We start from the raw sequence: 19,050 nt of genomic DNA on the forward strand, positions 1-19,050 counted from the left end.
AATTTACTCAAATTGGTCTAATAGATCAGCCATCATTGCCAGATCATCTTGTTGCAACGACTCTTTTTCTAAAAGCATGGCTAGCTCGGCAATTGTCGGATTGTGGAATAACTCAGCGAGTGGGATCTGTACGCTGAACGTACGCTGGATTCGAGCTTGTAGGCGCGTAGCTGAAAGCGAATTACCGCCTAATCTAAAGAAACTGTCTTGGATGCCAATCTGATCATGGCCAAGGATTTGTTGCCAAATATCCACTAATTGATGCTCAAGCTCCGTTTGTGGCGATAGGTAATGGCTCATACCATGACTATCAGATTCCGGTAGCGCTTTGCGATCGATCTTGCCATTGCTGTTCAGTGGCATTGCATCGAGAATAACAATTTCAGTTGGTACCATATAAACAGGTAAATGCTCAGCAATCAGGCGTAACAGCAGTTCACTGTCTAAGACGACAGATTTGCGTAACGTAACGTAAGCAGTGATATAGCCATGTTCAGTATCTGCCTGCCATACAAGAGCAATCGCTTCCTTAACACCATTTTGCGCCTGAAGAACGGCTTCTATTTCGCCCAATTCAATTCTAAACCCACGTAATTTCACTTGGAAATCAGTCCTTCCGATGAACTGCAACTCACCTTTTGAATCGAAATAAACTCGATCTCCGGTACGATACATACGCTGTCCTGGCGCTTGTGAGAAAGGATCTGGTAAGAAACTCTCTGCGGTTAGTTTTGGACGGTTTAAATATCCGCGAGCTAACCCTAATCCTGAGATATATAGCTCACCTTCAACACCTGACAATACTGGCTGAAGTGCACTATCTAAAACATAAAACTGAGTATTATTAAATGGCTTACCCAGTGCCGCGGATTTACCAGTTACATGCTCAACAGACGAGCTTGATGCCCAAACGGTAGCCTCTGTTGGACCATAAACATTCGTCACACTAGCCGCTTTTTTTATCAATAATTCGGCTAATGCTGCACTTAACGCCTCACCACCAGTCAGGACATTAAGTGATGACCACCAAGCACTATCAATATCAGCTAAGCTTTGCCATGTTGCAGGTGTTGCTTGCATCACACTGATTTTATGCTGAGATAATAACTGACTTAGTGCTTGGCTATCTTTACTCTGTTGCTCGTTAGCTAACACTAAAGTTGCACCGTGTACTAAAGGTAAGAATAATTCTAATACTGCAATATCGAACCCAATCGTTGTGACTGCTAACAGCCGATCTTCAGCTGATATATGCACTACATCCTGTATCGCTTGTAGGAAATAATTTAATGCGGCACGATCAATTTGAACACCCTTAGGACGACCTGTAGAGCCGGATGTAAAAATCGTGTATGCCAATTGATTTGGGTGGCAATCAACTACAGAATCAAATACTTCAGGCTGTTTTTTCAGTGCCGTCGGAGATAGACAAGGTGCAGAATCGAAAATACGTTCGGTTATCACTAACTGAGGCTCAGCTTGATTTAAAATATCTTCCAAGCGGCGTTGTGGCTGTAATGGATCGAGTGGGATATAAGATAAGCCCAATTGATAAATTGCTAATAGCGTAATAACGAGATCAGCTTCACGTGCTAAACAAACGGCTATAGGCTGCTCATTATTGAGGTTTAACCTCCCCATTGCGCCAGCGAGTTCTGACACTTCAACGACTAGCTCTTGATAAGTTAACTGGCGGTTGTCAGTAATCAGGGCGAGGTTTTCACCATATTCATTCGCACGTAATTTAACTTCGTCTAATAAATCCCACTTTGCAGGTAAGTCCACTTGAGGTTCATTCACTACTGTAGGTAACGTTAACGACTCAATAAGTTGATAAGTATACGTATCTACGTCTTCAGAAAGATAAGTTAGTGCCGCGTCAAGTGTGGTTAACATACTAGCCGCTAACTCTTGTGAGACTTTTTGAGTATCAAAAGAGCAGTGAATATTCAGTACATGACTCGGTTCAACCTGTAACATCAGCGGGAAGTTACTTGATTCAGATACCTCAAGTAGATCAAACTTCGGCGTGGTCATATCCCGAAGTTCTTTAGGAAATGGATAGTTTTGGAACACAAGAGCGGTATCAAACAATAGCTCTCCAGGCTCAAGATCTACATATGATTGGATCTCAGCAAGTGGCATGTAATCAATGCTTCGTAACTCAGATGCATCGAGCTGCAATTGCGCAGCACAATCAACTAATCGTTCAGCGGGATTAAGACTAGCACGCAATGGTAAACTAGCAATGAACACGCCAGCCATGTGCTCAATATCAGAAACTTCCTGCGGGCGTCCAGCAGAGGTCATGCCAAATATCACATCATAACCACCAGTAAATCGACTTAACGTAATCCCCCATGCCAGTTGTACTAAGGTATTTAACGTTAAACCATGCGTTCTAGCCTGCGTCTTCAACTTCTGTGTCACAGACTCAGCTATTTGATACTGGCGATGTTTTTGCCCTTGCATTGGCATTTCAGGACGAGGTAAATGTGTCGTTTGAGTAAAATCAGCTAAATATGCTTGCCACTCTTTTCCCGCATACGTCATGTCTTGACGTGCTAACCAAGAAAAATAATCAGCATAGTGCGGCGCAGGTAATAAATCTTTTTGCTTGTAAATAGCCATCGCATCACCTGCAATTAATGCCGATGTCCAACCGTCTACAATCAAATGATGGCGCGTCCATATCAGACGATGTTCTTGTGGAGATAATTTAACTAGAATCACGCGCATAAGCGGTGCATCGGTCAGTTTAAATCCAATTTGATGCTCTTTAGCTACTAGTGTCTCAAATTTAGTATTCTGTTCAGATGTCGAAAATGCCTGCCAATCAAGCATGACGGTGTTCATTTCAGTATCTCGACATACAACCTGATATGGCTGTTCAAGATCATGCCAAATAAATCGGCTTCGAGTAACATCATGACGCAGCGCTGCGCTTTTCCATGCGCTAAGAAAAGCGCCTGTATTTATACTTCCTGTGAGAGCCATGCTCGTGACGTTTAAATACAGCTCTGGTTGTTGATCCAGCAAGCAATGGAACAAAATACCTTGCTGAGTCGGAGACAAAGGTAACAAATCATCAATTAAAGATGCCGGAATATCCTGACAAATCGTATTTAGATCTCGAGCAGAAATGTTGGCAGTAACATCATCAACAGCTAACGTATCAGGTAAAACATCCAGATCATAACGAGATACAGATTGCTCAGTATTTATCACTGTCGTAGAAGATATTTGCTCAACATTCGTATTTTTCTCTTCTATCTGCGGTGCTATAAACAACGCTAAATCAGCCAGTGTTTGATATTTAAATACGTCCTGAGGACGTAGAATGATATTTTTCTTTCGTGCAGCAGCAATAAATTGCAGCGCTAAAATAGAATCACCGCCTATTTCAAAGAAGTTATCACTCGATTTAATATTTTGTTTTGATAACGCCGTTGACCAGAGCTCAACCAGAGCAGATATAGCTTGCTCATGAAGTTTTTCCTTAGGATCCAGCTGGGGCAATTGATCAGCCATAACCTCTGCTAACTCAACGGGTGTTTGATGTTTAAATAACAACTGAGGTGTTAATTTAACGCCTTCTTTCCGCGCGATTGCCACTAGTTGCAGCGCTAAAATAGAGTCACCACCAATAGCAAAGAAACCATCACTACTTGTTATCTCATTTACCTGCTTATTTAAGACCTTAGCAAATAAGCGACAGAAGAATAAAGCACCTTGCTCTGAATAAAACGCAGAATCTAAATCACTCTCATTCGTACTACGATTCAATATATCAATTAAATTTTTTCGATCGACTTTACCATTAATAGTACGTGGTATTTCAGCTACTGAATGCCAGTAATGCGGTTGCATATAGCTAGGTAAGCTCATTGATAACAAATGAGATAACTCTGTTTTATCTTGCTTACTCACAACAACGGCGGTGAGTTTTTCACGCCCTTCCATTTTATCGAATACAATGGCAGCTTCAACAACACCAGCCAGCGCATTAAGCTGAGTTTCGATTTCAGCGAGTTCAACTCTATACCCTCTAATCTTAACCTGACCATCAGCTCGACCAATGAATTTAATTCGTCCGTCTGCCAACTGTTTCGCTCGATCACCAGATCGATACATAAGCTCACCAGCATTAAATGGATCACGAATGAAATTCTGCGCTGTTTTCACACTGTCTTGCCAATACCCTTGCGCTAGCTGATTACCCGCTATATACAAATCACCTATCGCGCCAACGGGCACTGCTTGAAGTAAACTATCTAATAGATAAACTCGGCAACCATCAAGCGGTGTACCTAAAGCCGTAGGTTCACCAGCAAGTAGACGCCCCGCAATAACGCCTACCGTTGCTTCAGTCGGACCATAATGATTGAAAACATTTAACTCGGAAGAATAGACTCGAAGTTGTTCGAGTAAGCTATTATTTACTTCCTCACCACCAAAAACTAACGTGTGCCGAGGTAATATTTCACTACGTTCCGATGCTAATAACCCTTGTAAATGTGAAGGCACAACTTTAAGCATATCAACTGGGTATTGAGCCAAGTGATCAGCTAACCCTTCAGCATCAAGCATAAATTCTTGATCTAAAATACGCACTTGATTCCCAGATAATAATCCAGCCCAAAGTGCTGTGTAGCCTAAATCAGTGGCGACACTAGCAAGGCTCGCATACACACTATTTTTTGGTAGATCTAAGCGGCTGTTTACAGCTTCAACATAAGAAGCCAGTGCGCCATGCCCTACGGACACGGCTTTGGGTGTACCAGTCGAACCAGAGGTAAAGATTAAATAAGCTGGATCATCTGCACATAACCTAAGCGGTTGTGCCAAGAGTTGCGATGCTTGAGCTAAAGTATCTACCACGTCTAACCACTGATAAATTTCAGGTAACCAATCAGGTCTGTTGCCAGCACCAACACATACTTCTACATCCGCTTCTTTAAGCATTGTTTGTGTACGCTCATTTGGCTGTCCATCATCTAACGGAACAAACGCAGCCCCGGCATACCAAACTGAGAGCATCGCGATCACTTGATCTACACCTCGCGGTAATAAAATAGCAACGCGATCACAGTGATTCACATTAGATTGAGACAGCGCATAGGCTAAACGAGACGCTTGCTCACTTACCTCTGCAACGGTTAATACCTGTTCGTTATAGAGTAATGCAGGCTGTGTAGGTGCAATATCTTGCCACATCGCCAGCCCCGTTTCGTAACTAGGAGTCATGGGGGTTGTATCTGGCAACCAAGCTTTTAATTGATGCTGGGTAAGCGGTTTATTAGGCGATAATAGCAATTCCTCTAAGAGTTCAAAGAATCCGTCAGCAATCGCAGTCACTGTTTCAGCTGTATATAGTGAAGAGTTAAAGCGCCAGTGATAACGGAACGCATTCTCGTATTCATAGACAACTAAATTAAGTTCATGTGCAGCGCCACGCTGTCCCGAGTCAATGATATGATCGGATATCGGCATGCCAATAATACGGTCATTAGCACGTGTATAAGTAAACATATGCGAAGTAACCGCGGTCCGTTCTGCACTTCTATTATCCATCAATGCTTCACTGATTTCTGTCAGCGGCATTCTTTGGTGACGTAATGATTGACGATAAAAATGAGCACGTTCAACGATCAGCTCAGTAAAGTTACCTGGCTCTGTAAAATCAGCTGGAATAAGAAAAGGATTAACACAATAACCAACAATTTCTTTATGGGTTCGCGTATAACGCCCCATCGTTGGCGACGCAATTAAAAACTTAGATTGCCCAGACAGTTTATGTAAGTAGAACTGAAAAGCACTTAACAAGACAGTATATGATGTAGTCTTCGTTTCACGAACCAACGTAGTAACTTTATCAGTCAGCGCTTGGCTACCATCAAATTGCAACTCACAACCATCAAATTTTTGAATATCTCCACGCTCAAAGTCCGTACTAATAGACAGAGGTGCAGGTAATGGAGCCAATTCACTTCGCCAGAACGCTAACGCTTTATCTGCAGCATCTGAAGAAAGGTATTGCTTTTGTTCTGTTACCCACTGGCTATACTGCACAGAAGAATCTGGAGCAGCTGTGCTATCAACAAGCTGAGAATAATACTTGGCCCAAGTAGCAACCATTTGCTCAATAGAATAAAAATCACCCGCAATATGATGCAATGTCACGATTAAATAAGGTGTTACCTTACCATCCGAGTCATTTATCAACACATTAGCTCTGCACACATAACCTTGTTCTAATTCAAATGGTTGATCAGCGCATTTTGCTATCCAATCATCCTTTTCTGTTTCTGTGAAGCTGTGCTTTTCGACAGAAAAATGTGCTGATTTATGCGATGCGAGAAAAGCATAAACGCCCTTTTCATCTTGTTGATAACCCGTTTTAAGCGCATCATGGTGCGCTATCGTATGATAATAGCTCTGCTCTAATAAATGAATATCAATAGCATGCTGCTCTCTACCACCTAGTAAGGTAGAAAAATACATATTATACGCGGAAGATTCAGGGGCTAGCTTGTATAAGAACCAAAGCGATTTTTGATTCGAAGATACATCTAGTCGAAGTCCTTGTTCATTTTGTTCCATTTTATTTTGTTCCAATTCCATTTTAAACCTTCCTAAACATTACCTTCAGCCATAGCAACGACAACTTTACGGGCGCCTGTAAAACGCGAACGAGAGTGAGCAGTAAGCATATTATCAAGCATCAAAATATCTCCGGCCTGCCATGGAAATTTAATTGTACACTCGTCTAAGACGCCACGGATTTCAGCCAGAATAGAGTCTTCGATAGGAGAACCATCTCCGTAATACACATTACGTGGCAGATCTTCTTCGTCTACGACAGATAATAAGGTTTCTCGAATGTTGGCTTCAAGGTTAGAAACATGGAATAAGTGCGCTTGATTGAACCAGACCATTTCATGCGTTTTAGGGTGCTGAGCAACACCTTGGCATACCTGACTAGTTCGTAATTCACCATCAGACTTCCATTCAAAGTGAATCTTATTTGCCAGACAAAATCGTTCAACTTGTTTTTTATCTTCTGTTGCAAATACTTTTTCCCATGGCAGATCAAGTCCATTACCGTAATTACGAACGTATTTTAATTTTTTAGAGTCAAAGCGTTCGCGGATCTTAGGATCTATTTTATTGAAGATGAGGCGGCTATCCGCAATCGGTGTTTCACCTTCAGTTTCAGCTGGGGTAATACAGTGAAACCAAATTTTCATCGGCCAATTAAGCGTGTAAGCCTGTTCATTATGCAGTGGGATCTGTTGATGTGCGGGATACTCAGTAGTGGTATAAACACCTTCACCAAGATCAGTTCTGGGTGTCGAAGCAAATTCATAATTAAGTAATGGAGAGCCAAACGAACGCGCAAACTCTTGAAATGGTTCTTCACCTATCGTATCAAACCCTCGGAATAAAACCCCACCAGCGCGTAGCAACTCTTCTTCAACAATCTGATGTGCACCTTGCAAATAATCCGATAATCGTCCGCCTAAGGTCGGGGTTACAATTTTCGGTAAATCATGTTCTGCAAACATAGAGTTAATACGTAAGTTCGTTGTTGTGCTCATAGCTAAAATCTCATGTGAAAATTAAAATAAGATAAAATAATTTAAATTTTAAATGGTAATGATAATGATAATCAGTATCATATAGGTATGAATCACATTTTAAAACAAATATTAAACATTAAATTGAGATATAGGCTAAGCATGAAACAAACGTCGACATTATTTAACATAGTGATTAACACCGAAGAACAGTTTTCCATTTGGCCTAGCTATAAACCATTACCTACTGGCTGGAAAGACGTGGGCTTTGAAGGCAGTAAAGAACATTGCTTAGAAGAAATTAAAAAAGTGTGGACGGATATGCGCCCTGCATCTTTGAAAAACGCACTCACATAACTTTAACAACTGTAAACGTAAATCAGCATTAACATAGGATGTAGTATGCTCAAATCTAAACTAGCTAAAGCCATTAGCCTGTCATTAAAACCGCAATATCTAGTGATGACTCTTCTCGCAACCTCAACGTCAGCGTTTTCATCAGAACAAGATGTAAATAAAGACGTAACAGAAGACGTACAGGTTACGAGAGTAGTCGGAATTAAACAGACTTTAACCAGTAACATAGCCCAATCAACCATGCGCTCAGAAGCTGACTTGTCTACGGTTCCCCGTTCAGTGCAAGTCATCAACTCAGAGGTGATCGAACAACAGGATGCTTCAGACCTAAGTGATGTAGTGCAAAACGTCAGTAACGTGACAGAGCATAATAACTTTGGTGGCACACGCGATTTATTCAAAATCCGTGGTTATGAAGCTAATGTTTACGAAGATGGCACTCGAGTTTACGGGTTAGCTCAAGACAAAGCAGTCATTGAAGATCTAGAATCTGTTGAAGTAGTGAAAGGCCCAGAGTCCGTTCTATATGGTAATATGAGTCCTGGTGGCTTAATTAATTTAATCAGTAAACGTCCGACTCCAATATCACAAAATAAAGTCAAAGCGACCGTCGATGAACATGGTAAACAACGACTTAGCGTAGACTTCACTGGTGCAGCCAATGACAGTGGCACCCTACTTTATCGTCTTGTCGGTGTCTTTGATGAATCAGATGACTGGCGTGATAATTCAGATAGTAAACAAATTTATGTTGCACCAAGTCTTAGCTGGCTAGTGACTGACGATACGACACTCACATTCTCTTATAAATATAATAAAGAAGAATTACCTTTTGACCGCGGTACATTAGCAGTGCGTAATAGCACCAATACAGGTTGGGAATTCTTAGATATTGGTGAGAATGATTTAGGCAGTGATTTCTCTCGTCAAGAACGTGAAGTCCATAAATTTGGCCTTGATATTGACCATTCCGTCAATGATTACTGGAGCATGCGTATAAAAGCGCGTAATTACGATAGAGAAGGCTCAGCTGAACGAGTTCACTTTTATGCGTCTTCAGCAGCATCTCAAAAAGGCCCTGTTTACGGTCAAGATGGTGCCAGCGTAGCCTTTGACGGTACGATAAATCGCTATATCAATGGCAGTGAACTCTCTAGTAATACCCAGTTATACTCTTGGGAAAATAATATTGAGTTTAATACAGCTCAACTTGAACATCGCGTAATTATAGGTGCTGATTATACGCATTATAAAGAAAAAGAAGACCAATTAGCGTCTGCTAGTTGGAGTAAAAATGAATACATTCTTTATTCTAAATATGCGCTTGGCACACCGGATACAGGTAAAGGGAGCTATGATTATTACACTGGAGATCCGAGTTTAGCACCCTATCCTGATGACATGTACAGTACAATGCAAATCAGACAGGAACTCACCGAATACAGTGTTTTTGCCCAAGATTTAATCGAACTGAATGATTGGAGTTTCGTTCTTGGTGCACGCTATGACATCTTTAAAGCTAAATATGAAAACACGTGGGATCCAACACTTCAGAAAAATGCAGCCGCGATTGGTGTTCCACTCGCGAATACAGCATCAGAAAGCCCAACAGAAAAAAATATTAGCTTCCAAGCTGGTGCCTTGTACAAACTCAATAGTCAGGTATCTTTCTTTGGTAATGTAACTAACTCTTATTTACCTAACCAAAAATATGACTCAGTTAAAAAAGATTGGGTTGATGCACAACAAGGTCTTCAGTACGAAACGGGCAGTAAATTATCATTACTAGGACACAGCTTGAATTTCACTGCGACTGTCTACCATGTAGAACTAGATAATGTTGCCTACGCTGGTGATATCACGGGTAGCTACGACGTTTATAAACAACAAAGCCAAGGTTTTGAATTGGATGGTGATTATGCTATTACAGATGACCTAACGGCGCTATTTTCATATGGTTATACTGACGTTAAATTTATTGATGCACCAGACGACATCAATAAACCTGTAAACGTACCAAAAAATAATGCAAGTCTTTGGTTAACGTATCAAGCTAGTCATGAATGGGGTGTTGGTAGTGGCGTTCGTTATGTGGGTGACCGCGCTGGTAACCGTCGTCTAGAATATGATTATACTTTAGATGCTTACACACTCATTGATGCTGCTATTTGGTACGCTCCAGATTTTGCAGATAACGACCTAAAACTTCAATTAAATGTGAAAAACTTATTTGACGAAGAATACTACACAGCATCATCTGATTCATCTCAGAATGCAGTGTACTTAGGCTCTCCAAGAACAATTTCATTGAGTGCCGCATATAATTTCTAATATTGTATGAGTATAAATGATTAAAATAGAGGGACTCATTGAGTCCCTCTTTTATTGGAGATTTGAATGAAAACACTTTTTTGCTTTCCTTCTTCAGGCAGTGCAGCCAGTATGTATCAATCATGGAAAGTATTATTAGCACAACAAAATATTGAACTGGTGGCATTGGAATATCCAGCAAGAGGGACTCGCTTCTGCGATAGCCCTGTTGATTCAATCGCTGAATTAACGCATGACTTGATCAATCAAATTAAGCCGAAGCTAGCGCATACAACAGAGTTTGCCTTTTTAGGTCACAGCTTAGGAGGGTTAGTCTGCTTTGAAACCACGCGCTTATTAAGCAAGTTAAAATTGCCTTTACCTTCACAATTGATTATTTCGGCGCGTCAGGGACCGCTCTGTAATCTCCCCTCATCCTTATCAAGCAAGCAAACCGATAGCGAGATAATTAAGACATTAAAAACAATGGGTGGAATAGCAGATGAAGTATTGGCTCACGCAGAATTGATGGCATTAATGTTGCCTATAATCAGAGCCGATTTAAAGCTCAATGAAGAATACAGTTGCAGTGATACATCCGCAATATCAATACCGATAACAGCAATATACGGCAGCCATGATCCGGTAGTTGAAAAGAAAAATGTCGAGCAATGGCATTCGTTCACAGAATCAGAGTTTGAATTAATAGAAATGTCAGGTGATCATTTTTATTTCAATCAAGATTTACCACTCTTCTTAGCCACGCTTGCTCAACAACTTTACAATAAAATGCCTGTTATTTAGCAAACAAAGGGGTTGGTGCAACACCTAATCCCTGCCATTCAAAACAGTAGCGTTCGGGCGACTGACGTTTAATCTTCTTCACAAAATGAGACTTTGGCGTACCGACCGCAATTGCACCTACAACCTGATCGTCGGGGCTCATACCAAACATAGGTTTAGTATTGTCGTTAGCCAAAAATGTATACCAAAGACCACCATAGCCCATTAAATGCAAACCATTCATGATGTTCTGAGCTGCTGCTCCTGCGCACAATCGTTGGTCCCACAGTGATACTTTATGTTCAGGATCAAGATTCGTTACCACCATAATCATCATAGGTACTGCAGCAATATCCCTTGCAGAACGATACGCTTTATCTTTTAGCTCACCATTTTCACTTTGACGTTTGTATAACTCCAACGTCAAATCACCTAATTTTTGCATGTTATCACCACGGGCAACAATAAAACGCCAAGGTTTCACATTACCGTGATCAGGTGTTGTCATCACTAGGTCAAATAAATTACGAAGCTCGTCTTCAGAAGGCGCTGGATGACCTAATTTAGATAAGCTATATGAACGGCGATCAAGCAACGATTCCAATGGGTTCATTATTAAATTCCTTTTCTTGTTTATCATATGTGTTTTCAGCAGGCAGCCAATGACCAACAGACTGATATTGAGCCTGTTTACCCTGTTCTAATATCAATACTTGATGGCATAGTGCTTGAAGTAAGGTTAAATCATGGGTAATCAATACGAGGCTGATTTGATGTTTTTCCTGAATCGACTTCAGTAACGTTATCATTCGGTATCGATTTTCCTGATCTAATGCTGTCGTTGGTTCGTCTAAAATTAATAATTTAGGTGACAGAATCAAGGCTCTCGCAATCATAATACGTTGACGTTGTCCGCCAGATAATTGGTGTGGATAACGGTTTAAAAACGCGGTAGGTAAACCTACATCTGCCATAATTGTATCGAGTCGAGATGATAGATTATTTGTTTGCAATTGAGCCAAACACCCTTCTGTGAGTGTTTCGGCAATCGTTAGTCTAGGGTTTAAACTAGAGGCGGTATCTTGAAATACGAATTGTATTTTATGGCGATGAAGTCGTAACATTCGACGTTTTTCATTAAGCCAATCATGATCATCAAAATAAATAGACCCTGTCGCAGACATAAGTCTTAATAACGCTTTCGCTAACGTGGACTTTCCAGAACCGCTCTGACCTATAATTCCAATACTTTCGCCTTCATTCAACGAAAAATTAATGTTATCCAATAATCGCTGCGGTTTACTCCACCAGCCTGTCGACTTAACATCTACAGATAAGTCGTTTACATTAAGTAAAGTTCGGTTACTCGGCACCCTAGGTGAAGTAAAGTGCATAGGTCTAAGCAAAGCTTGCGTGTACTCATGCTGTGGGGCGTTGAATAGCAGTAAGGCTTGGTTATGCTCAATAACCTTACCCTCTTGTAATACCATCACTTGATCGGCAACCTGTCTTACCATGTGTAAATCATGCGAGATGAGAACGATAGCCATACCAGTTCGAGTTTGGATCTGTTTTAACAGCAGTAAAATTTGCTGACGCACCTCGGGATCAAGTGCCGTCGATGGCTCGTCTGCAACAAGTAATGTAGGGTTATTCACAATCGCCAGCGCAATAAGCAGTCTTTGCCTCTGCCCTCCTGACAATTGATGGGGGTAACGTGTTTTTAGGTCTGAAGATAAACCGACTTGTTCAAGTAACTCATCAATACGTTGATTTAACAAAGCTGTATTACCCGCACTGAATGACTTACCCGATTTATGATGTAATGCAATTACTCGCTTAAGCAGCCACTCGACACGTTTCACAGGGTTGAGTGCTGACAAGGGTTCTTGAGACACCATGCCAATCTGCTTTCCTCTCACATGTTGCCACTGAAGATCAGAAAAAGTGCGGCAATTATGTCCATTAATATGAACAGACCCACTCACCATACCCGCTTTAGGCTCAATACCCAGTAATAACTTGGATAATAAGGTTTTTCCAGCACCACTTTCGCCAACCACAGCTAAAGTTTGTCCCCTATCAACTTGAAAGTTAATATTATCCAGCAGCTTCGCTTTTCCAATCCAATAACTTAGTCCTTCAACCTTCAACATGATCTTTATCCTTATAAGGGCTCAACCATTCTTGGATTGCTTCACTCATCAACACTACTAATGTCACAATCAGTAAAATTGCACCACAACCCGTTAAGCCTAACCAAGGCGCGTGCAAGTTATTTTTACCTTGCGAAATCAACTCCCCTAAAGAAGGATAACCAGCAGGTAACCCGAACCCCAGAAAATCTAACGTAATGAGCGAGCCTAACGCCCCAGAAAATACAAACGGCAGACTACTTAATGTCGCAATAAGTGCATTTGGCATAATGTGTCGCCAAATAATCCGCCAATCAGGAACACCGACGATAAATGCCGACTGGATATATTCCAGCTGACGTGTTCTTAATACCTCGGCTCGCACTAGCTGCGCTAAATAATGCCAACCAAACAAGGCTAGAATCATACTTAAGGTAAAGAAGCTCGGCTGAATAAGACTTGATACAATCATGACAACAAACATCACGGGAACCGAGCCCAAAATTTCGCTAACTCGCTGACCAAACAGATCGACTAAGCCGCCAAAATACCCTTGCAATGTACCAGCAACTAATGCCAACAACGCAATATTGAGGGTAATAAAAAAGGAGAAACCTAGGCTAATACGTATACCATAAAGAAGCCGAGCAAAAACATCACGCCCCTGATCATCCAACCCTAACCAGTTTTCGGAAGTTGGGGGTGACGGATAGCTAAGCTCATAATTAATGGTACTGTAGCTATAATGCACAAACGGCCATAATGCCCAGCCTTGCTTTGCGATCTGCTCACTTAAAAAAGGATCGGTATAGTCCGCTTCTGAATCAAAATCACCACCAAATTGAGTCTCGGGGTAACTGACTAAAATAGGAAAAAATAACGTTCCTTTATAGCTAATAAGTAGCGGTTTATCATTCGCGATTAATTCTGAACATAGGCTAACCAAGAACAATATAAAAAAAACAACCGCAGCATATTTCCCTCGTCTTAATGTACTAAATCGACGATTGCTCTTCTTTGTATTATTCTGCTCATTTACAACACCTTGACTAACATCCATCATCCGTTAACCTCGGAAAAATCAACGCGTGGATCAACCCAGCGATATATCAAATCACCAACCAAATTCAAGACAAGACCCAATAATGAATAGCAATATAGAATACCTAATACCACAGGGTAATCTCGTTCTAATAGCGCCTCAAAACCTAATAAGGCAACGCCATCGAGTGAGAATACAATTTCAACAAGCAAGGTGCCACCAATGAAAATAGACAATAAATCCGAAGGTAACCGAGCAACGATAACTAACATACTATTAGGCAATACATGATTGAACATTGCACCAGTTCGGCTTTCCCCCATACAGATAGCTGTATCTAAATAAGGTTGCGCCATTTGGTCAATTATAGAATTACGAGTTAAGACAGTTAACGAAGCCAAGCCACTGGCAACACAAGCTGCAACAGGTAAGCATAAATGCCAAAAGTAATCGAGAAGCTGCCCTGTAATGGATAAGTCAGCATGATTTGCAGAAACAAGTCCCCGCAGCGGGAACCAACTAAAAACGCCACCAGAAAATAAAATCAATAACATAATAGCGATAATAAAAGTCGGTACTGCATAAGCGATAAACAGCAGTAAACTTGATGTCGAATCAAACATACCACCTTGATTATTCGCCTTCATCACCCCTAGCGGTATTGCGATTAAATAGGTAAGGAACAAAGTCCAAAAACCCAAAGATAAAGAGACAGGTAGCTTAGAAAAAATTAATTCCCCTACAGGAAGTTTACTAAAATAACTTGTCCCTAATTCGAATGATAAATAACGACTGAGCGTTTCTGTATAACGTTGCCATAGTGGCTTATCAAAACCATACTCTCGCGCAATTTTGTCTCGCAACTGGTCATCAATAAGCTGACCATTAGTGATTTGGTCAGTCTCATAAAAAAGCGCATTTGCCGAACTATCAATGCCTTGCTGCTTGGCTAAAGCGGCCTCTACAGGCCCACCAGGCAACCACTGAAGCAAGAAAAAGTTTAACGAAATAATAATAAATAGCGTCGGAAACACTAACAACAAACGACGAATAAAATAAAGATTAAACATATTACTTCGAGCGCTCATCCCACCAGAATTCAACTTCATAACCATACTTTGGTGCTTGTAACGGTTTTTCAATATAGTTCTGATAAGCAACTAACTGAAAGTTACGTGCCCACAATGGTAAATAGTAATAGTTCCATTTCAACACTCGGTCTAATGCGCGTCCGTATGCTTGCGTATCCGCATAACTGTCTGACTGAACAAGTCCTTCGACCAATTCATCAATGGCAGGATCTTGAATACCGCTGATATTATAACTTGACGCAACACCCGAAAATTCAGATTTAAGCGATGAACGTAACTCCGTATTTGGCGGAATTCGAACTTTATATTGACTTGGGGTCATATCAAACTGACGTTGCATTAATAGTTTGTAATATTCAGTACCGGTTTTGACTGTTATGTTTGAGCTAATACCCAGTTTTTTCAGTGTTTGAATATAAGCACCGATTGCAGGTTTCATGGCTGGTGATGGTAATAAGAAATTAATCGTCATCACCTCGCCCGTCACACTATGAACCAATTTATTACTTTTGACTTTCCAGCCAGCCTCTTTTAATAAGGTTTGTGCTTTTAATAAATTCTGACGGTTACGCCCTGAGCCATCTGTGCTTGGTAATGTAAATTCACTGGATAATACCTGAGCTGGCAATTGTGCAGACAGTGGCGTTAATACTGCTTTTTCCTGCGCTGTAGGTAATCCATCTGCGGCCAAGAAGCTATTGTTAAATAGACTTGTAGCGCGAGTGTATTGATTATTAAATGCTTTTTTATTTAACCACTCAAAATCAAATGCGGTAACTAACGCTTCTCGCGTTCTGCGATCATCAAATTTAGCTTGTCTTAAATTAAATACCATTGCCGTAACAAAAGAAGGGGCGTCGTAATTGATCTTATCTTTAACAACCGTTCCAGCGCTAAACACGTCGCCTTGGTACAACTTATTCCAGCGTAAGAGATTCGTTTCAGCAATATAATTTACATCATTGCTTTTAAGCGCTTGCACTGCTGCGTTACGATCGCGGAAATACTCTACTTTGATATTCTTAAAGTTATATTTTCCCTTATTGACAGGTAAGTTTTTACCCCAGTAATCATCCCTTAGTGCATAAGTAATCCCACGACCAGGATCCACAGAGGTTACTTTATAAGGGCCAGAACCAACCGGAATATCAAGCGATGGCTGTGTGAAGTCTTTTTGTTGCCAGATATGCTTTGGTAATACAGGTAAGTTACCCGAGTTTAATATTTGTAAGCGGCTACCATCATCACCAAAATTAATTTTCACCGTCAAAGGATCAATAACTTCAACCGACTTAACCATTTTAAAACGCGATTTAATATTGCTTAAACCACTTTCACGATACAGGTTTAACGAGTACGCCACATCTTCAGCTGTCACTGGATAACCGTCACTAAACTTAGCTTCTTTTCTTAAAGCGTAAATAACCGAAGAGTAATCATCAGCGATTGTCATCTTTTCAGCTAACCAACCATAACGCGTTTTAATCTCATCTTTATCATGACCACGAACCGTTAGTCGATCATAAAGCCAGAATAACCCTCTCGGTTTTTTACCTAAATCGATAAATTGATGTAAAGAATCAAAACTTCCCATTTCTGCCATCACCAACTCACCTTGTTTAGGCGCATTAGGATTCGCATAATCAAAATGACTAAAGTGCTCGGTATACTTTGGTTCACCATACAAGCTGATACCATGACTGGTATATTCGGCCAGCACAGAAGGACTAAATGCCGCGATTGAAACTAACGCCCCCCCTAATAACCTTCGAATAGATTGCTGTATATCCATTAGCTAGCTTGCTCCATAGTTAGTTTATTCACTTCATTGTTAATAGGGGATAATTGTCCTGCATCAATACGGTATAGTTTATCTGCAAGATGGAAATAATGATCGTCATGTGTGATGGCTATAATCGTTTTACCGCGTGCTTTAAGCTCTGGCAGTAACTCGGTATAAAAAATACGTCGGAAGGTCGGATCTTGATCGGCAGCCCATTCATCAAGAACAATGATGCTGCGGTCTTCAAGGTATGCCAATAATAATGCTAAACGCTTACGCTGCCCTTGAGATAGTTCAGTTGTACTAAGACGACCATCAACCACTTCAACTTTATTATTTAAAGCAAGTTTCGTTAGATAGTGTTCAACCAGTACTGGATCGGGCTTAACCCCATTTTCATTAATAATATTTTTGAATAGATAAAAATCAGCGAAAACCACAGAAAAATGATTACGATACCAATCAAGATTATGTTCATTAATCACAGTATCAGAAAATGTAATGGTTCCACGGTGCGCACTATATAAACCGGTAAGCAGGCGTGCGCAAGTTGACTTCCCACTGCCATTTCCACCTACCCAGAAAATCAACTCCCCTTGATTAATCGTTAAATCAATTGGTCCAACAGAAAAGCCTGATTCGCCATCGTCACTTGGGTAGTCATATTCAATTTTATCCAGCTGAAGTGTTTTCCATGACGTCTGAAGTGCAGGAAGTGTATTCAGTTCATTTTTGTCTTCTGATAATTCTAACGATGACACTTTGGCATAAGCGACAGAGCCAATGATAAGTGCAGGTAATGAACCAACAAGTCCAGCCAAAGGTGAACGCAAGAATAGGATTGCCAATGCATATCCAGTCACTTGTTCCGATGTTCCAATTTGGAATTGGGTATGCATAAGTAAAACAAGTGCGATTAATAGCAATACAGATGTATTTATCCAGCTGCCGTTAAGTACTGTAAGTCGATCTGCTTTTGTATCTAACACCCTCGCCTGCTCTGCTGATGCTTGCAATTGATCATGATAAAAAGAGGTGCGGCGTTCTTGACTTAATTTAAGCTCATTTCGACCCCGTAACATAGCATCATAGCTGTCAAATAATACGTCATCATTTTCTCGTACGCGCTTTTTATAATCACGGGATGCGATCATTAATCGGCGGCCGAAAACAATCGATACAGTACTCATCACAAGCGTCGCAATAAAGAATGTCGCTGACAACCAAAATAAATACGCATACGTAAAGAGCACCACTGATGCGCCAAACACAACAAAGGGTAAGCTATTAAACGCTTGGCTTATCGCTGCAATATCTTTGGTTAAAGTAGCAAGAATAGTTGGCTGGCCTAACTGATCGACACGTTCGACAGACATATTCATTAACCTGCGGCTCATGCTCAACCTAAGCTCATATACAACACGATGGCCTAACCGAGTAATCTGAGATTGAGAGATATAACTCAATCCAAATAATAGAAATATGAGGGCAAAAAATAAAGTGATTGGAAAATCAGTACCGACACTTAATCGACTAATCGCTTCATTAATAAATGCGATAACGGATACACCAGCTGCAGCACTTAATGCACTAAGAAATATTGCGACTACAAATTTTGAATAGTCACCTTTTAATAAAGACAGAATTAACTTTGCGTTCATGATAAACAACACTGCTTGTTAGAGTTATGATAACAACACATTAAAATATTGTTGTTTTACAAAAGTATTAGGATGTTAACACTAATCATTCTTATTTGCATAAAGGTTTTTTTATAAATAAATGCGTGATTTCTTAATAAGTTGTAATAACGCCATACGCGAAGCCTTGAAACAAAGAACAAAAAACGAGGAATGGGGATTCGTGCAGTGAACAAACCTGAAGGAACTATCTATCGTGCCCTTGATGAGTCGATTTACCGACTGAAAAGTAATTTTTAACTATCATTTAAAAACAAAAAAGCGATGTC

11 protein-coding genes are annotated in these 19,050 nt (G+C 40.6%); 3 read left to right on the forward strand and 8 right to left on the reverse strand.

The features are described from left to right. Positions 1-3: 3 nt before the first annotated feature. Positions 4-6,624: a non-ribosomal peptide synthetase gene (locus tag HWV00_RS13735; protein WP_211682133.1), complete on the reverse strand. Its 6,621-nt coding sequence runs from the start codon at positions 6,622-6,624 to the stop codon at positions 4-6. 11 nt (positions 6,625-6,635) lie between these two features. Beyond that, on the reverse strand, positions 6,636-7,601 hold the full coding sequence (locus HWV00_RS13740) for a TauD/TfdA family dioxygenase (RefSeq protein ID WP_211682135.1): 966 nt from the start codon (positions 7,599-7,601) through the stop codon (positions 6,636-6,638). Positions 7,602-7,742: 141 nt separating this feature from the next. On the opposite strand from HWV00_RS13740, the gene HWV00_RS13745 reads away from it, so the two are divergent. The 3 genes from HWV00_RS13745 to HWV00_RS13755 all read left to right on the forward strand — a co-directional run bounded on the left by HWV00_RS13745 (position 7,743) and on the right by HWV00_RS13755 (position 11,051). After that, positions 7,743-7,937 (forward strand): MbtH family NRPS accessory protein, encoded by a 195-nt coding sequence (locus HWV00_RS13745; RefSeq protein WP_211682137.1) that lies wholly within the window; start codon positions 7,743-7,745, stop codon positions 7,935-7,937. Positions 7,938-7,982: 45 nt separating this feature from the next. After that, positions 7,983-10,268 (forward strand): TonB-dependent siderophore receptor, encoded by a 2,286-nt coding sequence (locus HWV00_RS13750; protein ID WP_211682139.1) that lies wholly within the window; start codon positions 7,983-7,985, stop codon positions 10,266-10,268. Positions 10,269-10,334: 66 nt separating this feature from the next. Further along, entirely contained in the window at positions 10,335-11,051 is a 717-nt protein-coding gene (locus tag HWV00_RS13755) for a thioesterase II family protein (protein WP_211682141.1), read from the forward strand. Here the strand turns inward: HWV00_RS13755 and HWV00_RS13760 are convergent. The 6 genes from HWV00_RS13760 to HWV00_RS13785 are packed head-to-tail and all read right to left on the reverse strand — an operon-like array spanning position 11,044 to position 18,742. Continuing rightward, a complete protein-coding gene (locus HWV00_RS13760) occupies positions 11,044-11,643 on the reverse strand; it encodes a nitroreductase (RefSeq protein ID WP_211682143.1) in 600 nt (199 codons plus the stop codon). The genes HWV00_RS13755 and HWV00_RS13760 overlap by 8 nt on opposite strands. Further along, positions 11,618-13,186 (reverse strand): ATP-binding cassette domain-containing protein, encoded by a 1,569-nt coding sequence (locus tag HWV00_RS13765; RefSeq protein WP_211682145.1) that lies wholly within the window; start codon positions 13,184-13,186, stop codon positions 11,618-11,620. Before HWV00_RS13765 ends, HWV00_RS13760 begins: the two co-directional genes overlap by 26 nt. After that, the gene (locus tag HWV00_RS13770) at positions 13,173-14,228 is read right to left on the reverse strand and encodes an ABC transporter permease (RefSeq protein ID WP_255554567.1); all 1,056 of its coding nucleotides are present in this window, start codon (positions 14,226-14,228) and stop codon (positions 13,173-13,175) included. Before HWV00_RS13770 ends, HWV00_RS13765 begins: the two co-directional genes overlap by 14 nt. Beyond that, entirely contained in the window at positions 14,225-15,316 is a 1,092-nt protein-coding gene (locus HWV00_RS13775) for an ABC transporter permease subunit (RefSeq protein ID WP_255554569.1), read from the reverse strand. Before HWV00_RS13775 ends, HWV00_RS13770 begins: the two co-directional genes overlap by 4 nt. Continuing rightward, a complete protein-coding gene (locus tag HWV00_RS13780; RefSeq protein WP_211682147.1) occupies positions 15,279-17,090 on the reverse strand; it encodes an extracellular solute-binding protein in 1,812 nt (603 codons plus the stop codon). The genes HWV00_RS13775 and HWV00_RS13780 overlap by 38 nt, the downstream gene beginning before the upstream one ends. Beyond that, positions 17,090-18,742 (reverse strand): cyclic peptide export ABC transporter, encoded by a 1,653-nt coding sequence (locus HWV00_RS13785; RefSeq protein ID WP_211682149.1) that lies wholly within the window; start codon positions 18,740-18,742, stop codon positions 17,090-17,092. The genes HWV00_RS13780 and HWV00_RS13785 overlap by 1 nt, the downstream gene beginning before the upstream one ends. Positions 18,743-19,050: the final 308 nt, after the last annotated feature.

Source organism: Moritella sp. 24, assembly GCF_018219155.1.
Classification (GTDB): Bacteria; Pseudomonadota; Gammaproteobacteria; order Enterobacterales; family Moritellaceae; genus Moritella.

What these genes read in the sequence shown, in the direction of transcription:
- HWV00_RS13785 (WP_211682149.1), bottom strand. Translation starts at nt 18,742, where the DNA reads ATGAACGCAAAGTTAATTCTGTCTTTATTAAAAGGTGACTATTCAAAA.
- HWV00_RS13760 (WP_211682143.1), bottom strand. Translation starts at nt 11,643, where the DNA reads ATGAACCCATTGGAATCGTTGCTTGATCGCCGTTCATATAGCTTATCT.
- HWV00_RS13780 (WP_211682147.1), bottom strand. Translation starts at nt 17,090, where the DNA reads ATGGATATACAGCAATCTATTCGAAGGTTATTAGGGGGGGCGTTAGTT.
- HWV00_RS13775 (WP_255554569.1), bottom strand. Translation starts at nt 15,316, where the DNA reads ATGAAGTTGAATTCTGGTGGGATGAGCGCTCGAAGTAATATGTTTAAT.
- HWV00_RS13735 (WP_211682133.1), bottom strand. Translation starts at nt 6,624, where the DNA reads ATGGAATTGGAACAAAATAAAATGGAACAAAATGAACAAGGACTTCGA.
- HWV00_RS13740 (WP_211682135.1), bottom strand. Translation starts at nt 7,601, where the DNA reads ATGAGCACAACAACGAACTTACGTATTAACTCTATGTTTGCAGAACAT.
- HWV00_RS13750 (WP_211682139.1), top strand. Translation starts at nt 7,983, where the DNA reads ATGCTCAAATCTAAACTAGCTAAAGCCATTAGCCTGTCATTAAAACCG.
- HWV00_RS13770 (WP_255554567.1), bottom strand. Translation starts at nt 14,228, where the DNA reads ATGATGGATGTTAGTCAAGGTGTTGTAAATGAGCAGAATAATACAAAG.
- HWV00_RS13765 (WP_211682145.1), bottom strand. Translation starts at nt 13,186, where the DNA reads ATGTTGAAGGTTGAAGGACTAAGTTATTGGATTGGAAAAGCGAAGCTG.
- HWV00_RS13755 (WP_211682141.1), top strand. Translation starts at nt 10,335, where the DNA reads ATGAAAACACTTTTTTGCTTTCCTTCTTCAGGCAGTGCAGCCAGTATG.
- HWV00_RS13745 (WP_211682137.1), top strand. Translation starts at nt 7,743, where the DNA reads ATGAAACAAACGTCGACATTATTTAACATAGTGATTAACACCGAAGAA.